The following is a 19,740-nucleotide window of genomic DNA, read 5'->3' as shown; positions in this document are numbered from 1 at the left end:
CTAAGAACATGAAACGCTTGTTACTTGCGTTGTTACTGGTGATTGCCGGTACGCCGCTCTTTGCCCAGCAGGGGAGTACGATTGATCGTTTTTTCTCTAAGTATGAAAACGATCAATCCTTTACACTGATCAGTGTTACACCGAAGATGTTCAGCATGTTTACAAAGCTGGATATTAACAGTGAGGACGGTCAGAATTTTATGAAAGTCATTAAGAAGATCAAGGGACTGAAGATCCTTGCAAAAGAAAATTCCAACGGTACCGGTTTATTTAAAGAAGCTACTTCTCTGCTTACGAAAGATTATGAAGAGCTGATGACGATACGTGATGGAAAACAGGACCTGCGTTTCCTGGTAAAAGAAAACGCAAAGGGAAATATTGCGGAGTTGATTATGCTGATAGGTAGTGCGGAAGAATTTATGGCTATGAGCCTGGTAGGAGATATCGATCTGGCAGAGATCAGTGAAATAGCAGGAGGAATGGATATACAGGGATTTGACAAGCTGAAAAAATTAAAGAAATGAGATACTGTTCAATCATTTTAGTACTGTTTTTTCTGGCAGCGGGTCCGGCAATGGGACAAAAAAGATGTCTGCGTCAATTTTATCATGAACATAAACGCGGACAGCATGCAGAGACATTCAAAATAGGATTGGGACGTTTAACGATGAAGTTTGCCAACCTGTTTATCCCTGCCAAACTGATGGAAGAAGACGGGATACCATTTAAGCACCTGGTTTCCAATGTACACCGGATGAAATTGTACGCCATCTCCGGTACCGGTCCTGATTCTACTGTAGAAACAGCTTCCATACAAAGATTGAAACAACGGCTGATAGACAGATATAAATTCGAACCGTTAGTAGAAGTAAGGCATGAAGGGAGTATTGTTCATTTACTGAACAAGGGGAATGATGATAATGTAGGGGACCTGATAGTGCTGGTACAGGATGCACATGACTTTGTGATCCTGGATTTACGAACAAGTCTGAAGATATCGGATATCAATCAGCTGGTCCGGCAATTAGCAAAGAATTAAAGGAGGTGAGAACATTAGCAAAAGCTGCTAATGTTTTTGCCGTTAACGGATAATGACTTCGCGGACTACTCTTTCGCCCAGCATTTCATTCACCAGTTTGATGATTTTATCTTTGGAATAGTTTAATTCCTGTTTGAGGGGGGCCACAGTGGTAGTGATCATTAATTTACCATCTATCAACTGAATATTTTCTGTATAACGCGAAATAGTTTTACCCATCATTTGTTCCCAGTTCTCCTGAATTCTTACTTCCGTAAGCCGTGGTTTCATCCTGCTCTTATCCATGAATTCTTTCAGAGCGTCTCCCATTGATGTAATTCCGTGTCGCATGCCGTAAAGATACGGAATCCCTGACTACCTCATCTCCACCAATTGAAAACTCTCAAGATTTTCTTTAAAAGCATCCAGTAATCTTACCGCATGTGTATCTGTAATGAATACTTGTCCGTATACAGGGCCACTTACAAGGTTTATGAGCCTTGAAACCCTGTCCTGGTCCAGCTTTTCGAATACATCATCCAGCAACAGCAAGGGTGGGAACTTTTTATATTCTTTAATCACTTCATACTGTGCCAGTTTCAATGCAAAGAGAAAACTTTTACGTTGTCCCTGCGACGCGCTTGACTTCATAGCATGATCATCTAAGAGAAATAAAAGATCATCCCGGTGGATACCGCCGGTCGTTCTTTGCATCATATGATCTTTATAGCGGTTGGCTTTTAACAGTTGCGCAAAAGATTGTTCGTGCAGGCTACACTGATACTGGATACTCACTACTTCATGATGACCCGCCAGGTAGTCGTAAAGTTTTTGCACCTGTTGAATAAATGCGGGCAGGAAAGAGCGGCGCCATTCGAATACAGGAGTACCGTGCCGGATCAACTGTTCATCAAATACATCGAGGAGAGCATCCTGACTATGCCCCTGGGACGCGATGGTTTTGAGCAGACTGTTTCGTTGCTGTAATATTTTCTGATAGGTAATTAAATGTTCGAGATAACCGGGGTGGAGCTGGCATAGCAGCGCATCCAGCCATTTGCGGCGTTCTTCGCTGCCGCCAAGGATGATCTCGGCATCGTCCGGGGCGATCATTACAGCCGGGAATTTGCCGATATGCTGGGAGAAGCGTTCGTAGTGTTCATCATTAAGGGCAATATCCTTTTTACCGTCTTTGAGGGTGCATACGATCCTGTTTTCATGGTCGTCTTTGTCCAGGATACCATCCAGGCGGAAGCCATTGGTGAGGTACTGGGTGTTCTGGGCTTCACTGCTGGTAAAGTAGCTTTTGGTGAAGCAGAGGTAATATATGGCATCGAGCAGGTTTGTTTTACCGGAGCCGTTGCGTCCGGTAATGCCTACGATACGTTTGTTGAATCCGAAGGTTTCCCCGGTGTAATTTTTGAACTGGACAAGTGATATCTTTCTGAGCAACAGCAAATTATCGTACGGATTAGCAGTTATGAATTAAAAATAAGCATATTGCGAACAGGCATAATATAGGAAAAGGCCGGCTCTGATGGCCTTTTGTTACATATAATAGTGGTCTGCTAATGTTGCAAAGTTGCAAAGTATTTAGTTTTTAGGATTTTCCTGTTATATTTGCGGACAAATTAAGAAACAGTGGCTACAAAAACAGACGTAAAGACGAAATTCACCAAAGAGACGTATTTATACTGGTATGAATTGATGCTCTTGCTGCGCCGCTTTGAAGAAAAAGCCGGCCAATTGTATGGAATGCAGAAGATCCGTGGTTTTTGCCACCTGTACATTGGACAGGAAGCGATAGCAGCGGGGGCAATGACAGCAACAAAACCTGAAGATAAATTCATCACAGCCTACCGTGATCATGCGCTGGCCATTGCAAAGGGAATGTCTCCTGATGCTTGTATGGCAGAGCTGTACGGTAAAGCTACGGGATGTTCCAAGGGTAAGGGTGGTAGTATGCACTTTTTCTCTCTGGAGCATAACTTCTTTGGCGGTCATGGTATTGTAGGCGCACAGATCGGTACCGGTGCAGGTTTGGCGTTTGCTGAGCAGTACAAAGGCACAGATAACGTGGCGCTTTGCTTCTTCGGCGATGGTGCTGCCCGTCAGGGTATGCTGCATGAGACATTTAACATGGCTATGCTGTGGAAACTGCCGGTAATATTTATATGTGAGAACAACATGTACGCGATGGGTACTTCAGTAGAACGTACTTCCAACGTACTTGACATCTATAAATTAAGTAACGCTTACGATATGCCGAGCGATACAATCGACGGTATGAGCGCTGAAGCGGTACATGAAGGTGTTGACAGGGCTGTTAAACGTGCGAGAGCAGGCGAAGGTCCTACCTTACTGGAAATCAAGACTTACCGTTACCGTGGTCACTCTATGAGTGATCCTGCCAAGTACCGTACGAAGGAAGAAGTGGAAGATTACAAGGAAAAAGATCCGATCAACCAGGTACTGAAGACGATACAGAAGAATAAATGGGCGACAGAACAGGAAATTGAAGCTATCAATGAAAAGGTAAAACAACAGGTAGATCATTGCGTAGATTTCGCGGAAGAGTCCCCTTGGCCTTCTGACGATGAACTGCTGAAAGATGTGTATACCCAGGCGGATTATCCTTTCATTGTTGATTAATAATATTTAAAGGTTAGCGGTCGTGTCCGTTCAGAACGGCTGAAGATTCGCTAACCTTTTTTATATTTGCGGGTAACGGCTAAAGCCAGGACCTGTACCTTAATAAGAAATAACAATTTAACGCTCACAATTACAATGACCGAAACAACACATAAAGCCGCTGATGCTCCTGTAACGAAGGACTTCCAACTGCAAGATTCTGTACATAAGGCGGAAGACTTCTATTACAAGAACAAAAACGTCATCAATATTGCCCTGCTGGTAATCGTAGTGGTAATAGGCGGTACGTTTGCCTACAACAAGTTCATAAAAGCGCCTAATGAGAAAAAAGCACAGGACATGGTATTCCATGCCCAGCAGTATTTCGAACAGGATTCTTTTAAACTGGCACTGAATGGTGACGGAAATAATTACGGTTTTATACAGGTACTTGATAAATACAGCAGCACCAAAACCGGTCAGCTGTCTAAATATTACGCGGGTGTTTGTTATGTAAAGCTGGGTGAATTCCAGAAAGGAGCAGATCTGCTGACTTCCTTCAGTGGAGGAGACCAGATCGTACAGGCGATGGCTTACGGTTTAGCAGGCGATGCTTATATGGAACTGGGTAAAACCAGCGATGGTATCGATTATTATAAGAAAGCAGGACATTACAGTGATAATGAACTGACGGCTCCTATATATTTGTTCCGTGCAGGTATGGCGCTGGAGAAAGCAGGTAAATCAGCTGATGCTGTTGAACTGTACAAGGAAATCCGCACTAAGTATCCGCAAACAAACGAAGGCCGCGAAATGGATAAATACCTGGCACGTTTGGGAGAAGTGAGGAATTAAGGATGATTGATCATAGCTGAATCATGTCAATACATAATCAAAGTTTATTGAACGATACTGGCATTCTCAATATAGAGGATGCCAGTATTGTTATAGTGTATACCGAATGGAATGATACTGTTATTAATGAGCTGGTGGCCGGTTGTGAAAGGTCGCTTGCCCAGTACAACGTATCTAAAGTGACCAAAATAAAGGTACCGGGTGCTTTCGAGTTACCTTTTGCCTGTAAACAATATTGGGAACGAACACAGAATACAGGCAAACAGCCAGGCGCAATTATTGCTTTCGGATGTGTGATCCGTGGAGATACTCCGCATTTTGATTACGTATGCCAGGGCGTAACACAGGGCATTATGCAACTGAATGTAGAATTGCCGGTACCGACCATCTTTGGTCTCCTGACAGTAGAGAATATGCAACAGGCAGAGGAAAGGATTGGTGGGGTCCATGGTCACAAGGGGGAAGAAGCCGCAATTACGGCGCTTAAAATGATTAGTATGCTGCGTGCATTATAAGCAGCAGCGGAATGTAGCACACTTCTTGCAGAGCTTGCAGCAATCTAATTAAAGACTAACGCAATGAACGTACAGCTTTTTATTCCTTGTTTTGTAGATCAGCTGTTCCCGGAAACGGGCTTCAATATGGTGAAGGTGCTGGAGAAACTGGGATGTAATGTTAGTTATAACACTAACCAAACCTGTTGCGGACAACCCGCTTTTAATGCAGGGTATTGGGACGAGTCGCGTGCAGTGGCTACAAAGTTTGTAAAAGACTTTCATACGTTCGATTATATAGTGGCTCCCAGTGGGTCCTGTACCGGTTTTGTACGTAACTACTATGGTAAGTTATTCGACAATTCAGCGGTACATAACGAGGTAAAACTTCTGCGTAAGAACCTCTACGAATTCACAGAGTTTTTAACGGATGTGTTGCATGTATCTGATGTCGGTGCTTCCCTCAATGGGGTAGCTACTTATCATGATGCCTGTGGTGCTTTGCGTGAATGCAATATCAAGGAAGGTCCCCGTCAGTTGTTATCTAAAGTGAAAGGGCTGGAACTACAGGAGATGAATGATTGTGAGGTGTGTTGTGGCTTTGGCGGTACTTTTGCCGTTAAGTATGAACCCATTTCCATTGGTATGGGAGAGCAGAAGGTGGATAATGCGGTGGCCAGCGGCGCTGACTATCTCATTTCTACGGATCTTTCCTGTCTGATGCACCTGGATGGTTACATCCGTAAGCACAATCTGAATATTAAAACAATGCATATTGCAGATGTACTGGCCAGCGGCTGGTAATATCTCTTTAAAATTACTGGACAATGAACTACTGGCTCGTTAAATCAGAACCTTTTAAATATTCCTGGGACCAATTTGTGAAAGATGGCAAAACTTTCTGGGATGGTGTGCGCAATTATCAGGCACGCAACAACCTGAGAGGAATGGCCAAAGGAGACCAGGTACTGTTTTATCACAGTAATGAGGGGATGGAAATAGTGGGGATTGCCAAAGTAGCGAAGGAACATTATCAGGACCCTACGACACCAGATCCTAACTGGGTAGTGGTAGACCTTCAGCCGGTGAAACCATTTAAAGTGCCTGTTACACTTGCGCAGATGAAAGCGGAAAAACGTTTGGCGAATCTTTCTCTTATACGTCAGGGACGTTTATCCGTTTGCGCTATTACGCCTGAAGAGTATCAGACGATACTGGAAATGGGCGGAATGAAATAGGTTAGTTTTGAATATTATGACACCTGGCGCAAAGATTATGTATTCAAACGGAGTCGCTACCTGAAATAACATTTTTACATGGCGGCGGCCATTGCTTTCAGCGCCTTCTTATGTTCCTGGTCGCGGTGGTGACGGAATACGCTTTTAGTCACGAAATACCCCAGTGAAGCACCTACCCATACATCGCTGCTCCAGTGCCTGTTCTGGTATAAACGGGTAACACCTGTCATACCAGCTATACTGTAAGCCACCCATGGTACCCAGGGATGGTCCTTTCCATACAATTCAGCAAGAGAAGTCGCCACTGTAGTAACGGTGAGCATATGTCCGGAAGGGAAGGACGTATGTGTTTTATTTGTTGAAAAAGCAGGATCGAAACTAAAGGGATCATTGCCGTAAGTAGGTCGTCCGCGGCGGATCACAGATTTAGCTGTTACGTAAATCAGGGTAGAGATCAGTACTGATTTGGCTGTCATCAGCGAAGCGCTTTCCAGTTTTCTATCGTGCGCAATAACGCCTGCCAGGTACATGCCACCTATGAGATATGGCGAATAGGCGTTACCGAAAGGTTCTATCTGATTGGTGACGCTGGTCCAGAAATTTCCTGAATTATGTATAAAAACCTGTTTGATGCTGTAATCAGAAGCCGCTAACAGGCCGGCGCCACCTACCACTATTCCCAGTCGTGTAAAATCTTTACCATGCCAGTGGGCAGGGCGGGATACTTCATATTTCAGGTCGCTCCATAAACTGTGCAGATAAGTGCCGTTGATCCGGTACAGGATCACGGAATCTGATGCCAGTTTTTTTTGTGTACTATCGGCGGCGTATAGGCGTGTAGTGTCTGACTGCGGGTGTGTAGTATCCGACTGCGCACTAACACGTAACTGCATCAGCAATAATGCAGCGAGCGTATAAATGATCTTCAAGAGGCTGTTATTTAATCGGTGTAAAGTTAAGCTAAAAGCTAAAAAACGTATCTTGTACCTATAAATTATAATACAAAAAAGATGAAAACAAGGTTGGTTGTGTTAACCGGCGCAGGCATCAGCGCAGAGAGCGGATTAAAAACATTCCGCGACAGTGATGGATTATGGGAAGGCCATGATGTGTATAAAGTAGCCTCGCCGGATGGCTGGAAGGCAGACCCCAAGCTGGTACTTGACTTTTACAATTTGCGCAGGAAAGACGTGATGGCTGCAAAACCGAATGCCGCGCATATTGGTCTGGCGGAGTTGCAGGATACATTTGACGTAGAGATTATCACACAGAATATAGATGATCTGCATGAAAGGGCAGGTTCAAAAAAAGTATTACACCTGCATGGAGAGATCCTGAAGATGCGTAGTGTGCTGAATGAAACGCGCAGTTATCCGATAGAAGGTGATATTGTATTGGGTGATGTAGCTGTTGATGGCGGGCAGTTAAGGCCGGACATCGTATGGTTTGGGGAGACGGTACACAAGATCATTGATGCGGCCGAACTGGTATCAACGGCAGATATTTTTGCTGTAATCGGTACTTCGCTGGTGGTGTATCCGGCAGCGGGATTGCTGGATTATGTGGATTCGAAGGTGCCTGTATATGTGATAGACAAAAGGCTGCCGGACGTAACGCCGCGTGCAAGCCTGCATCTCATAGAAAAGCCTGCAACTGAAGGTATGATTGACTTCAGACAGGCATTGGCGGCATTTAAATAAGATGACCTAAAGCTCCTTTGAGGGAGCTTTGGGGTCATTCCTTTTATTCAAAGCTCTCTTCAAAACGGATATTATAATCTTCCAGTTCTTTCAGGATTGGATTATAGATATCTGGTAAGATGGGAATGTGTAAGCCGGTTAAATTGAATTTATCCTGTAACAGCAGTTTGGCCATGATCCCTAATGGTAAACCTACTGTTTTGGCCATAGCAGTACGCATATTATCTTCTCCCTGAGTGATCATGAAGCTATGCAGTTTGGTCGTCATGCCTCTGCGTTCAAACTCAATTTCATGCATCATCACGATCATATCTTTATCTGTCTGTTCCATGCTGAGGCGTGATTCAATGATGTTCTGTAAAACGCTGGCGTTGGTTTGTTCGCCCAGGTTGATGACTTCTCCATTTAAGAGTCCCAGGAATTTCAGCTGGCGGATGATTTTAGATTTAGCGCTGATGCCGAGGTGATTAGCAATGTTCTCTTCATTACTCAGTTGCTTATCAACTTTCATATGCTGAGTGGTCCACTTAAAGTAGGTAAGATCATCTGTCTGTACTTTTTCCTTATCATCAGTTAATCCCAGTTTTACTAAAGTACTCCATCCTTCGCAGAAGTCGGGGTAGCGTAAAGTAGCACGCATAAACGTAGGGATGTCTTCCAGTTTATAAGCGCTCATATATCCCAGGGAGTCCCGGTTGGGGTAATAAGCGAGTTTACCCAGGCTTGGGATATGAATGGTTTTAGTCTGGTCGAAGAGGTGTTCGTAAGGAATTTCCTTTACTTTCCCTTTTTCGCGGTAGGTAGCCCCGGAGCTACCGGCAGTAACTATGTTGCGGGCGTTCCAGGATATTTTATATTGCCATGGGTTGTCATTGCTTTCGGGGGAGATTAATCCGCCGCAATAAGACCTGAAGGCAGAGATTTGTCCGCCTTTCTTTTCGATAGAGTGGATGAGTTTCATGGCGCTCATGTGATCTATTCCGGGGTCCAGACCCATTTCATACATGAATAGCAGACCGGCTTTTTCGATTTCTTTTTCCAGCTTTTTGACTTCCGGATCTATGTAGGAAGCGGTAAGCAGATTTTTACCGAATTGCAGACAGTCTTTTGCTACAAAAATGTGCAAAGGAGGGGGTAGCAGGGAGATGACCAGGTCTGTTTCCTGTACCAGTTTTTGTCTTGCAGCCTGGTCTTTGATATCGATGGCCGCCGGTGTAACATAGTATGATTTACCGGTTTTAGATTTGATCAGCATCAGATCATGATCCGCAACAGTCACATGCCATTTCTGCCGGGGAGCATTCACCAGTAGATAATCTATGAGGCAAGTGGCCGATTTTCCGGCACCAAACAATAGAATATGCTTCATAATACTTTGTTCATCTTTAGTTTAGTATAGTTTCGGAACAGGGATTTAACATCGGTCATGTAACTAATGTTCGAAATTTCAGGGAAATTTCAATTTTTGACTACGACACTTTGATTCTCACGGGGTTAGAAACAAAATGTTTGCCAATATTTTATTTTCGCAATATTTCTGTTTTTTAAGATATAAAGTAATTATTAAAGGAGTTCGTGCAAATTAATGATAAATCCGGCTATCTGCATATTTTGTTACTATTGCATATGGTATTTGTATTATATGACAATTCCTTTTTTATTCACATTTTATGTCAATCAGGCCGGAATACGGCTTGAAATGGGTATATTTGCGCTTATTTGTTTTTTCAGCAAAATTAATTGTAAACCAACATTATAATGTCAGAAAATACGGAAAGTCACAACGAAGGCAGAATCGTCCAGATCAACATTGAAGAGCAGATGAAAACTGCTTATATAGACTACTCAATGTCTGTAATCGTTGGAAGGGCACTACCAGATGTACGGGATGGTTTGAAGCCTGTACACCGCCGGGTGTTGTTTGGGATGAGTGAGTTGGGCAACAACAGTAATAAGGCATACAAGAAATCAGCGCGTATCGTTGGTGAGGTAATGGGTAAGTTCCACCCTCACGGTGATGCCTCTATCTACGACACGATTGTGCGTCTGGCACAGCCGTGGACCATGCGTTACATCCTGGTTGACGGTCAGGGTAACTTCGGTTCTGTGGATGGTGACTCACCGGCTGCGATGCGTTATACAGAGATACGTTTACAGCGTATTGCTGAAGCAATGCTGGAAGATATTGATAAAGAGACAGTAGACTTTACACTGAACTTTGACGATACCTTACAGGAACCAACTGTATTACCTACGAGGATCCCTAACCTTTTGGTGAACGGAGCTTCCGGTATTGCGGTAGGTATGGCGACCAACATTATGCCTCACAACCTCAGTGAGGTGGTAGATGGCGCTATTGCATACATTGAGAACAGGGATATCACTATAGAAGAGCTGATCAAACATGTGAAGGCACCGGATTTCCCTACCGGTGGTATCATATATGGTTATGACGGTGTAAAACAAGGTTTTGAAACAGGCCGTGGCAGGGTAGTAGTGCGTGGTAAAGTGAATGTGGAAACTACGAAAGCCGGTCGTGAGCGACTGATAATCTATGAGTTGCCATATCAGATCAACAAGGCGGTGCTGCATCAGAAAATAGCGCAGCTGGCTGATGACAAGATCATTGAAGGTATTGCAGAAGCACGTGACGAAAGTGACCGTGAAGGGATGCGCCTGGTAATTGATCTGAAGAGAGAAGCTATCGCAAACGTAGTTATTAACCAGTTATATAAATATTCTGAGTTACAGACTTCTTATGGTATCAATAACGTAGCGCTTGTAAAAGGACGTCCGCGTGTACTGAACCTGAAAGACCTCATATCTGAATTCGTTGAGTTCCGTCATGAAGTAGTGATCCGCAGAACGCGTTTCGATCTGCGTAAGGCAGAAGAAAAGGCGCATATCCTACAGGGTTACCTGATTGCACTGGACCACCTGGACCAGGTGATTGCACTGATCCGTGCTTCCCGTACACCGGATGAAGCGAAGGAAGGTTTAATGACACAGTTCGAACTCAGTGAGATCCAGTCTAAAGCCATCCTGGAGTTGCGTCTGCAACGTTTAACGGGTATGGAGCGTGATAAGATCAAGGAAGAATATGATGAGATCATGAAGCTGATAGGTTACCTGAAAGATGTATTATCCGACGAGACACTGCGTTTTAAAATCATCCGCGATGAGCTGGAAGATGTGAAGAAACGTTTTGGTGATGAACGCAGAACCGAGATCCAGTACCTGGCCAGTGAAATGCGTATGGAAGATATCATCGCAGAAGAAGACGTGGTCATTACCATCTCTCACCTGGGTTATATCAAGCGTACCTCAGCCTATGATTACCGTCAGCAGAAACGTGGTGGCCGTGGCGCTGTAGGAGGTAAAACACGTGATGAGGATTACATAGAGCATCTGTTCGTAGCGTCTACTCACCATACGATGTTGTTCTTTACAGAGAAAGGACGTTGTTTCTGGTTAAAGGTGTATGAAATACCTGAAGGCGAGAAGAGTGGTAAGGGAAGAGCTATCCAGAACCTGATCAACCTGCCTACTGATGATAAGATCAGGGCAATTATCGATATCAAGGACCTGAACGATAAAGACTTCATCAACAGCCATTACATTATCCTTTGTACAAGTAATGGTACTATCAAAAAGACTTTACTGGAAGAATTCTCCCGTCCGCGTCAGAACGGTGTGAATGCTATCACTATCAATGAAGGCGACCAGTTACTGGAAGCTAAACTGACAGATGGTAACAGTCAGATCATGATGGCTATTAAGAGTGGCCGTGCGATCCGCTTCCCTGAAAGTACCGTTCGTGATACCGGCCGTGGTGCGATCGGTGTAAGAGGTATCGAGGTGGACAATGATAAGGATGAAGTAGTTGGTATGATTTGTGTAAATAAGGAAGACACCGAAAGAACCGTGCTGGTGGTGTCTGAGAAAGGATTTGGCAAACGTACTGATATAGAGGACTATAGGATTACAAACCGCGGTGGTAAGGGGGTTAAAACGATCAATGTTACAGAGAAGACCGGTAATCTGATTGCTGTGATGGACGTAACAGAGAAAGATGACCTGATGATCACCTGTAAGTCCGGTATTACTATCCGTATGGCAGTAAAAGATATCCGTGAAGCGGGAAGGGCTACACAGGGTGTACGTTTAATAAGACTGGATGAAAGCGATGAAATTGCTGCTGTAGCGCGTCTTGACGAACAGGAGGAACCGGAAGCTGCATTGGCAGAAGGCGAGGACGGGATTGTAGTTGCTGAACCTTTAGCTGAAGGGGAAGAAGCGCTGGAAGAAGACGGAACAGAAGAAGCAGGTGAAGATGATACCGCAACAGAAGAAGAGCCGGCAGAATAAATAATAATACGTGCCAACTAATGGTTAACCGCTGGTTAATTGTATTTATTATATCTGTAGTAAACACGGAAACATCTAACATCAAACGTATAGCAAACAAAAAATTGAGCTCATGAAAAAACTATTGGTTTCTTTTATCTTTTGCGGTCTGGGCGTAGCAGCGATGGCGCAGAAGGCGAAGGTAAGCAGTGCAGATGATGCAGTGAAGAGTAATGATCTGGTGAAGGCAAAAGCTGATATCCAGGCCGCACTCGAAAATGAAAAAACGAAGAACGACGCTAAAACCTGGTATGTAAAGGGTAAAGTGTATGAAGCTTTAGCCACTAAGGATAAAAATTCAGCAGAAGCACTGGAAGCATTCGAAGCGTATAAAAAAGCGCTTGAAATCAGTCCTAAAATGCCAGAAGCACTGCTTGAACTGAACCAGCGTATGTTTAACCTGTATGCTACCGTAGGTAACGCAGGTTATGGTAATCTGAATGAGCAGAAATGGGATTCAGCTTACACTCACTTCAGTGAAGCATTTTCAATTGCACAGTTTTACAATGGCAGGAACCTGGGTGGTTCTATTCCTACAGATACTTCCATGACTTTTTATGCGGGTTATGCAGCTAGTCAGGCTGGTAAGAAAGATGAAGCCATCACTTACCTGAAGAAAGCAGCAGAACTGCAGTTTAAAGGTGAACCTGCGTTGTTTGTGATCCTGGCTCAGGCTTACGAAGAGAAAGGTGATAATGCCAACTGGCTGAAAGCTATCGAAGATGGTAAATTGATGTTCCCTAAAGACAAGCGTTTTAACGATATGGAGATGATTTATTACTCCAAAACCGGTAAAACTGCTGAGTTGATCTCTATGCTGGAAAAGAAAGTGGCAGAAAACCCAAATGATTTCCAGACAGTATTAGACTATGGTATCCGTGTAGATAACCTGGCTAATCCTCATGATACAATTGCTAAACCAGCTGACTATGATGCTTTGATGACCAAAGCAGAAAACGCTTATAAAAAAGCTATTGAACTGAAAAGTGATGATGCTACTGCTAACTTCCAGTTAGGTGCATTATACTTCAACCGTGCAGTAGGTTATAATAAAGAGCTGAACAACATGGACAGTAAATTACAGAACTCTCCTAAAGCAAAAGATCTGCAGACAAAAGTTGAAGGACTGATGAATACTGCACTTCCTTACTTTGAGAAAGCGGATGAGAACTTTACTGCAAAGGTGGCATCTCTGGAACCAGGCGACAAACAAACTTACGAGAGCTGTTTGTATGCACTGCAGAAAATCTATGCTATCAAAAACCAGACTGATAAAGTGGAAGCTGTTAAGAAGAAGCTGGAAGGTCTGAAATAAGAAGATAAATTACACATATAAAAAAAGGGAACCGGTCTGGTTCCCTTTTTTTATTATAATGATCTGTGTGTGATAAAATGATAGGCCCAGAAGGCTGCGAGCAAAATAAACAGTATCACAATGACGATGATGGCCAGTTGTGTATAATAAGCAACGTGGTCTTTGCGGCGTTTACGCGAACGCAGTTTGCGTAACATCTGATTTCTCATTTGCTGCAACCATACGGGGATCTGTTCTTTCTGTTTAATGGTGGCCAATCCCTCTACGGCCTCACTGCACAATTCACAATCAGCGAGGTGCATTTCCACCTCATGTTGCTGTTCCGGTGTCAGCCGGCCCTGCACATAGTCCAGCAGCTGTTGCTGCGAAGGGCATTGTGTAGTGGTGAACAGGTCGTTATATTCTTCATTCATAAAATTGTCCATAATAAATTTCTTCACCCGTGTTTACTCAATAACTGTTTCAGGTTCCGCTTCCCATTCTGTATGTAGCTCTTTACCTGTAACAGGGTATAGCCTGTTCGTGTTGCAATATCCTGGTAGGATACTTTTTGCAGGTAGAACAGTTTTAAGCATATACGCTGATCAGGATTTAATTGTTCCAGTGCCTGTTGCATGTTCTCCAGCAAGATATCCTTTTCTATGAATTTTGCCTTCTCCTCGTCTGCTATGGCGGGGTTGTTCAGATGATTTTCATTCACTTCTTCCTGACGGACCTGTTGCTTATGGCGGAGTTGCATCAGGCAATAGTTTTTGGCAACCATATAGATCCAGGCACGGAAGAACTGGACCTGGTGTTTATTGATCTCTGCCAGTACTTTTAAAAAGATCTGTTGTACACTATCTCTTGCGTCTTCTTCATTTTTCAGGTACTTCATGCAGAGACCCAACAGGAGTATGGCATACCTGTCGAACAGGATGCCTATCCAGTTGCTGTCTTCATCGGCTTTGTACCGCTGTAGCAATTCTTCGTCTGTTAATTCCCGGCTGTTTTTATAATTCACTGTATAAAGATAAAAACTTATAATATATAGATGCAGGAAATGTAAAATTCCATAAAAGCGAAGGCTCTCCAACCGGAGAGCCTTCGCTTTTATACGTAAGTAAGTGGCTTATTACAGATTATCTAATGCGGCCTGTGCTTTATCTTTCATACTGCCATTCATATCTACCACTTCTTTGAACATACGGCGTGCCTTGCCTGTTTGTCCTTTGCTACGATAGCATACAGCCAGCTGGTAACGGGCTAATTCGCCGTAACGGCTGTTGCTTGCCGCAAGATGTTTATAGCGGGAAATAGCCTCGTTCAGGTCACCCTGCTGATGATAGACCATCGCAGCTTTATATAAAAACTCATCGGTGCTGGTTGTTTCTGCAGGAGCAGTCACTTTGGTTACCGGTTTTTTATCATCATCATCTTTATCTTTAGCTACTGTCTTTGGCTCTTCCTTTTTTATAGGAGGATTGTCTTTGGGTACAGGTGTTTTTTTGGTATCCGAGTCGTCCTTTTTATCTTCTGGTGGTTTAACAGCTGCGGGCGTTTTTTTAACAGCAGTATCTGTTTTCACTACCGGTTTTGTAACAGGTGCCGTTTTCACTTTCAGGGTATCTTTCACTTTCAGCGAATCTTTTTTAGCTACCGGAATTACTACTTTCTCTTTCACCACAACAGGCGGTGGAGGAGGGGGAGGAACGACTGGGACGACCTTTACCGTATCCTGTTTTGCCGCAATGGACTGCGTGCTGGAAGCGGGAATAGCTTTCAGGTCTCCTGTACTGGCAAGTGGTTTAGGGGCCTGTGCTTTGAACCTGCTTTCCTGCTGTACCAGGTAAATACCACCGGCAGCCAGGGCAATAGCCGCTACTACCCAGAAATAAATCAACAGGCTTTCCTTTTTTTGTTCTTTCCGCTGGTAGCGTTCCGCTTTTTGTACATGAGAAACCTGTTTGATACTGTTACGGATATACTGCTGAATGCTGATGGAAAGAGACTGGTATTTATCTCTGTATTGTGATTGCTCTAATATATGTAAAGCCTCGTTACACAGATCGCAGTCGACCAGGTGTTGTTCCACCAGGTGTTTCTCCACGTCAGTCAAACGGCCATCCAGGTATCTGGGCAACTGATCCCTGTTCAGACAACGGATGTTGCTGAATACCTTTAATATTTTGTCGTTGTTTACCGAGTTATTTGCCATCTGTTTGTGTCATCATTAAAGAAGCCATTTTCTGTTTCGCTTCCCGTAGTTTCAACCTTACTTTTTCAACAGGATACTTTTTAGCAGCTGCCAGTTCAGCAAATGTTTTTTGCTCTATATAGAACTGCTGCAGAAAAAATCTCTCTTCTGTGTCCAGTTGTTTAAATACCTGTTGGATCTGGTTAGCCAGTTGTTGTTGTTCCAACAGGTTATTACTGGCTTTTTCCACTTTATTTTCTACCTGTTGTACATCTCTTGATTCGTTTGACGGAAAGAAGGGAATGTTCCTGTCTGCTTTATCGTTCTGTGCCTTAACGGTATAATGCAGCCATTCGTTGGCCTTGGGAATTGTTTGTGTTTTCAGGCTATTACTGAGGCGTTGCAGGATGGATGGATACATTTCTTCGGGCGTGGTACCCGGACCAGTATTCAGATGAGGCATTGAGATAGCGACCAAAAGATGGCTATATCTTTCAAGTAGTACCCCTTCGGCTTCCTGATCCTTCAGTTTTCGTGCCCGGGAAATCAATTCTTTATCCGATAAATTAGTTAACTGCTGAAGCATAGTGTTACCTATATTTACATATAATAATCGAAAAGGTTCGATTGTTCGCTCTGAATATATGATTTAATTTAGACAATTAATATGCCATATGCGATTACTGTTGTGCCAGTGATGCCTTTGCGGGCTGAACCGGCACATAGAAGCGAAATGATCTCCCAGGTTTTATGGGGAGAAAATGTAGAAATCCTTGTTACAGGCACAGACGGCTGGGTAAAGGTAAGATGTCAGTACGATAATTATGAGGGGTGGGCCACTTTTAATCATCTGGAAACCATTGAGGATGATTTATTCCATGCTCCTTATACGCATTATACAGCGGGCTGGGTCAATACGGTGGAAGTGAACGGGAAGGCAATGCATGTACCTTATGGCTGCCTGGTAAAACAGGTGGTGGAACCTGTAACAATGTGGGGAAAGATCCCGGTACAATTTGAGGAAACGCTAAAGAGGCTTGGCAGTAGCGAAAAGGTGGATGAAAATGATCTGCTGGACAAGGCATTTCTTTTCCTGAATACGGCTTATCTCTGGGGTGGAAAATCAGTCTTTGGGGCTGATTGTTCCGGGTTTACGCAAACGGTATTTAAGACGTTGGGAATAGCACTTTTGCGGGATGCTTACCAGCAGGCTACGCAGGGAGAAACAGTCGATTTTTTACAGGAAGTTCATACAGGTGATCTGGCGTTTTTTGATAATACGGAAGGGCGTATTACGCATGTAGGTATTTTGATAAACGATCGTGAGATCATACATGCATCCGGTAAGGTGAGGGTTGACTCTATTGATAATCAGGGTATTATTAATGTGGATACGGGGTTAAGAACACATAATTTAAGGATCATCAAAAGATATTTTTAACATAAAAAGGGCCGGGATTGCTATCAACCCCGGCCTTTTTATTTAATTATTTATTTCCGAACTTCTTATTATATCCATCGATGCTTTCCAGCACGATCCTTTCAGCAACTTCTTTGTTTTCGAATTCAGCAACTTCCACTTTCTTGTGTTCCAGCCTTTTATATTCTTCAAAGAAGTGGCGCATTTCTGCTGTGAAGTGAGGAGGTAATTCGCTGATATCATTGATATGGTTTACACTCATATCATTGGCAGCAACAGCGATGATTTTATCATCTGCTTCTCCGCCATCGATCATTCTCATTACGCCGATCACTTTCGCATCCATGATACACATGGGAACTACGTCTACCTGGGAAAGTACGAGGATATCCAGCGGATCATCATCATCACAGTAGGTTTTTGGAATAAAACCGTAGTTGGCAGGGTAGTATACAGATGAGTACAGCACCCTGTCAAGTTTCAACAGACCACTTTCTTTGTCCAGCTCATATTTGGCACGGCTACCTTTTGGTATTTCAATAATAGCATTTACTACCTTGGGAGCCTCTTTTCCTGGGCTGACGCTGTGCCAGGGATTATTCGTCGTCATCTTCTGTTTGTTTTGTTTATTATTATTTTGGTGCCAGGCCTTGTTATGCATTACTTTCAACAAAATAGACTGCCACAGAGTCGTTTTCATTTGACTGTGGCAACTGATTTACCTTAAGTAATGTGGAATTATAACGTTAGCTGGTGCGCGGCAAAAATATATTATTTTTCTGGTTGAGGCATTACCAAAGAATCCTGCTGTAAAATACTTTCGGATGAATCTAATGGAGTTGCCGGCGGCATATAGTTTGGAATAATGCTTTCGAACGTCAGAGATATCTTCCACTGTCCGTTTTCTTTTACCAGTTGTAGTCTTTCCTTTTGTTTGGAAGAAGAATTCAGCACGGTAACGGTCGCTTTATCGCCATTTTCCTCGGTATCTATCACTTCTATCCCTGCTTTTTTGATCTTATTCCGTTCCGAATCGTTACGACGGGCATCAAAAAAGGAGTAGAGCTGTATTACCTGCTGCGATTCCTTTGTGGCGTAATCCCTGGCAAGGTCGAAATTCGACTCCTGTATAGCGTGCATAAAATTGAGCGCTACTTCCTGAGGGGCTGCATGTTTTTGGCAACCACTCAATACAGTACCGAATAATAACGCCAGGTTAAGGATGCGCAGATAATTGGTCATGCAATTGTTCATTATAATACAATTAACAAAAATAGGCGGAAAGTGGAAAATTACAAAAAGCAGCTGATGGAAGTTACCTGTAAGTTCTCTGCGATTACACCATAATTTGTTTTTTTACTGTAAACCGGTATAGGTTTATGAATACTTTAGCATTACAGTTTAGAGGGTGAACATACTACAAACACTGTTAATGAAGTGTTAATTGTACTAACGTTCCTCTTTTTCCCTAACTACATCTGCTGCATCATATGCCTTTATAATTGCTTTCACAAGGCGGTGTCTTACCACGTCTTCTTCATCCAGTTCCAGGTAACCGATACCATGCACATTTTTGAGGATGCGGGTAGCTTTTACGAGGCCGGATTTGATATTCCTTGGCAGATCCACCTGTGTGAGGTCTCCTGTGATGATCGCTTTAGCGGATGGTCCTATACGTGTGAGGAACATCTTCATCTGCAGGTCGGTAGCATTCTGCGCTTCGTCCAGGATAATAAAGGAATTATCGAGGGTACGTCCGCGCATATATGCCAGTGGTGCGATTTCGATCACCCTGTTAGTCATGAAATAGGTGAGCTTATCGGCTGGTATCATATCGTCCAGTGCGTCGTATAACGGGCGCAGGTAAGGATCGATTTTTTCTTTCAGGTCTCCTGGCAGGAATCCGAGGTTTTCACCTGCTTCCACTGCCGGGCGGGTCAAAATGATTTTGCGTACGGCCTTGTTCTTTAACGCACGTACTGCCAATGCCACAGCGGTATAGGTCTTACCTGTACCTGCCGGGCCGATGGCAAACACAATATCGTTCTTATCGCTGAGCGCCACCATATTCTTCTGGTTAGCTGTACGGGCGCGAACATTCCGTCCGTTGGGGCCAAAAACGAGTATTTCGTTGGAATTGTTCTCTTTGAAGTTGTCTACCTTTTCTTCATCTCCCAGAATCTGTTCAAAATAACCTTCGCTGAGGTTACCATTGCGTTCGAGGTAGGAGATGATCTGACCGATTTTTTCCTGGGCAACATTTACTTCTTCCTGTGCGCCTGACAGTTTGAGTTGTGTGCCACGGGAAAGTATTTTCAGCAGAGGGAATTTCTTTTTTAACAAGTCTAACTTTCCGTTATTCACCCCGAAAAATTCGATGGGATTAACGCTATCTAAATTGATGATTGATTCTGTCAATTGATATATAGATTTAAATGTTTGAGTGTTGAGGCAAAAGGTACTTCCTGAAGGAGTAAGTTATAGCT

Annotated in this window: 22 protein-coding genes; 11 read left to right on the top strand and 11 right to left on the bottom strand. The window is 43.5% G+C overall.

Annotated features, from left to right (window positions below; genetic code table 11):
• Window positions 1–8: 8 nt before the first annotated feature.
• Together GO495_RS25070 and GO495_RS25065 are read left to right on the top strand one after the other, a co-directional pair.
• On the top strand, window positions 9–524 hold the full coding sequence (locus GO495_RS25070) for a DUF4252 domain-containing protein (protein ID WP_157302696.1): 516 nt from the start codon (window positions 9–11) through the stop codon (window positions 522–524).
• On the top strand, window positions 521–1,039 hold the full coding sequence (locus GO495_RS25065; protein ID WP_157302695.1) for a DUF4252 domain-containing protein: 519 nt from the start codon (window positions 521–523) through the stop codon (window positions 1,037–1,039). Before GO495_RS25070 ends, GO495_RS25065 begins: the two co-directional genes overlap by 4 nt.
• Before the next feature lie 42 nt (window positions 1,040–1,081).
• On the opposite strand, the gene GO495_RS25060 is transcribed toward GO495_RS25065, so the two are convergent.
• Together GO495_RS25060 and recF are read right to left on the bottom strand one after the other, a co-directional pair.
• Window positions 1,082–1,369 carry a DciA family protein gene (locus GO495_RS25060; RefSeq protein WP_157302694.1) on the bottom strand — a complete coding sequence of 96 codons (288 nt, stop codon included), beginning with the start codon at window positions 1,367–1,369 and terminating at the stop codon, window positions 1,082–1,084.
• A gap of 24 nt (window positions 1,370–1,393) precedes the next feature.
• Window positions 1,394–2,476: a DNA replication/repair protein RecF gene (gene recF, locus GO495_RS25055; RefSeq protein ID WP_157302693.1), complete on the bottom strand. Its 1,083-nt coding sequence runs from the start codon at window positions 2,474–2,476 to the stop codon at window positions 1,394–1,396.
• A 183-nt stretch (window positions 2,477–2,659) separates the two neighbouring features.
• Here recF and pdhA point away from each other — a divergent pair, with 183 nt between their 5' ends.
• From pdhA to GO495_RS25030, 5 genes are all read left to right on the top strand, one after another.
• The gene (gene pdhA, locus GO495_RS25050; RefSeq protein WP_338075462.1) at window positions 2,660–3,670 is read left to right on the top strand and encodes a pyruvate dehydrogenase (acetyl-transferring) E1 component subunit alpha; all 1,011 of its coding nucleotides are present in this window, start codon (window positions 2,660–2,662) and stop codon (window positions 3,668–3,670) included.
• Between the two features lie 135 nt (window positions 3,671–3,805).
• A complete protein-coding gene (locus GO495_RS25045) occupies window positions 3,806–4,504 on the top strand; it encodes a tetratricopeptide repeat protein (RefSeq protein WP_157302692.1) in 699 nt (232 codons plus the stop codon).
• Between the two features lie 23 nt (window positions 4,505–4,527).
• On the top strand, window positions 4,528–5,019 hold the full coding sequence (ribH, locus tag GO495_RS25040) for a 6,7-dimethyl-8-ribityllumazine synthase (RefSeq protein ID WP_157302691.1): 492 nt from the start codon (window positions 4,528–4,530) through the stop codon (window positions 5,017–5,019).
• Window positions 5,020–5,082: 63 nt separating this feature from the next.
• On the top strand, window positions 5,083–5,802 hold the full coding sequence (locus GO495_RS25035) for a (Fe-S)-binding protein (protein ID WP_157302690.1): 720 nt from the start codon (window positions 5,083–5,085) through the stop codon (window positions 5,800–5,802).
• Window positions 5,803–5,825: 23 nt separating this feature from the next.
• Window positions 5,826–6,236, top strand: coding sequence for an EVE domain-containing protein (locus GO495_RS25030; protein ID WP_157302689.1), 411 nt, complete (start codon window positions 5,826–5,828; stop codon window positions 6,234–6,236).
• 74 nt (window positions 6,237–6,310) lie between these two features.
• On the opposite strand, the gene GO495_RS25025 is transcribed toward GO495_RS25030, so the two are convergent.
• Window positions 6,311–7,165 carry a phosphatase PAP2 family protein gene (locus GO495_RS25025; RefSeq protein WP_240915325.1) on the bottom strand — a complete coding sequence of 285 codons (855 nt, stop codon included), beginning with the start codon at window positions 7,163–7,165 and terminating at the stop codon, window positions 6,311–6,313.
• An 81-nt stretch (window positions 7,166–7,246) separates the two neighbouring features.
• Between GO495_RS25025 and GO495_RS25020 the strand changes: the two genes are divergently transcribed.
• The gene (locus GO495_RS25020) at window positions 7,247–7,936 is read left to right on the top strand and encodes an SIR2 family NAD-dependent protein deacylase (protein WP_157302688.1); all 690 of its coding nucleotides are present in this window, start codon (window positions 7,247–7,249) and stop codon (window positions 7,934–7,936) included.
• Window positions 7,937–7,979: 43 nt separating this feature from the next.
• Here GO495_RS25020 and GO495_RS25015 read toward each other — a convergent pair whose 3' ends face one another.
• Window positions 7,980–9,305, bottom strand: coding sequence for a saccharopine dehydrogenase C-terminal domain-containing protein (locus GO495_RS25015; RefSeq protein WP_157302687.1), 1,326 nt, complete (start codon window positions 9,303–9,305; stop codon window positions 7,980–7,982).
• A gap of 389 nt (window positions 9,306–9,694) precedes the next feature.
• On the opposite strand from GO495_RS25015, the gene gyrA reads away from it, so the two are divergent.
• On the top strand, window positions 9,695–12,304 hold the full coding sequence (gene gyrA / locus GO495_RS25010) for a DNA gyrase subunit A (RefSeq protein ID WP_157302686.1): 2,610 nt from the start codon (window positions 9,695–9,697) through the stop codon (window positions 12,302–12,304).
• Between the two features lie 112 nt (window positions 12,305–12,416).
• Window positions 12,417–13,658 (top strand): tetratricopeptide repeat protein, encoded by a 1,242-nt coding sequence (locus GO495_RS25005; RefSeq protein WP_157302685.1) that lies wholly within the window; start codon window positions 12,417–12,419, stop codon window positions 13,656–13,658.
• 53 nt (window positions 13,659–13,711) lie between these two features.
• Here the strand turns inward: GO495_RS25005 and GO495_RS25000 are convergent, their stop codons facing one another.
• The 4 genes from GO495_RS25000 to GO495_RS24985 all read right to left on the bottom strand — a co-directional run bounded on the left by GO495_RS25000 (window position 13,712) and on the right by GO495_RS24985 (window position 16,420).
• Complete coding sequence (locus GO495_RS25000) at window positions 13,712–14,098, bottom strand: zf-HC2 domain-containing protein (protein WP_157302684.1); 387 nt, start codon at window positions 14,096–14,098, stop codon at window positions 13,712–13,714.
• Complete coding sequence (locus tag GO495_RS24995; RefSeq protein ID WP_338075461.1) at window positions 14,095–14,661, bottom strand: RNA polymerase sigma factor; 567 nt, start codon at window positions 14,659–14,661, stop codon at window positions 14,095–14,097. Before GO495_RS24995 ends, GO495_RS25000 begins: the two co-directional genes overlap by 4 nt.
• A 111-nt stretch (window positions 14,662–14,772) precedes the next feature.
• Window positions 14,773–15,855, bottom strand: a complete 1,083-nt coding sequence (locus tag GO495_RS24990; RefSeq protein ID WP_157302683.1) for a tetratricopeptide repeat protein — start codon at window positions 15,853–15,855, stop codon at window positions 14,773–14,775.
• On the bottom strand, window positions 15,845–16,420 hold the full coding sequence (locus tag GO495_RS24985) for a hypothetical protein (protein WP_157302682.1): 576 nt from the start codon (window positions 16,418–16,420) through the stop codon (window positions 15,845–15,847). Before GO495_RS24985 ends, GO495_RS24990 begins: the two co-directional genes overlap by 11 nt.
• Window positions 16,421–16,501: 81 nt before the next feature.
• Here GO495_RS24985 and GO495_RS24980 point away from each other — a divergent pair, with 81 nt between their 5' ends.
• Entirely contained in the window at window positions 16,502–17,275 is a 774-nt protein-coding gene (locus GO495_RS24980) for a C40 family peptidase (protein ID WP_157302681.1), read from the top strand.
• 46 nt (window positions 17,276–17,321) lie between these two features.
• Here the strand turns inward: GO495_RS24980 and GO495_RS24975 are convergent, their stop codons facing one another.
• The 3 genes from GO495_RS24975 to GO495_RS24965 all read right to left on the bottom strand — a co-directional run bounded on the left by GO495_RS24975 (window position 17,322) and on the right by GO495_RS24965 (window position 19,672).
• Window positions 17,322–17,954, bottom strand: coding sequence for an inorganic diphosphatase (locus GO495_RS24975; RefSeq protein ID WP_240915324.1), 633 nt, complete (start codon window positions 17,952–17,954; stop codon window positions 17,322–17,324).
• Between the two features lie 71 nt (window positions 17,955–18,025).
• Window positions 18,026–18,508: a DUF4878 domain-containing protein gene (locus GO495_RS24970; protein WP_157302680.1), complete on the bottom strand. Its 483-nt coding sequence runs from the start codon at window positions 18,506–18,508 to the stop codon at window positions 18,026–18,028.
• 195 nt (window positions 18,509–18,703) lie between these two features.
• A complete protein-coding gene (locus GO495_RS24965; RefSeq protein WP_157302679.1) occupies window positions 18,704–19,672 on the bottom strand; it encodes a PhoH family protein in 969 nt (322 codons plus the stop codon).
• Window positions 19,673–19,740 lie beyond the last annotated feature (68 nt).

The sequence above is a fragment of the Chitinophaga oryziterrae genome (genome assembly GCF_009758125.1).
Taxonomy (GTDB): Bacteria; Bacteroidota; Bacteroidia; order Chitinophagales; family Chitinophagaceae; genus Chitinophaga; species Chitinophaga oryziterrae.
This window is presented reverse-complemented; position numbering and strand designations above follow the sequence as displayed.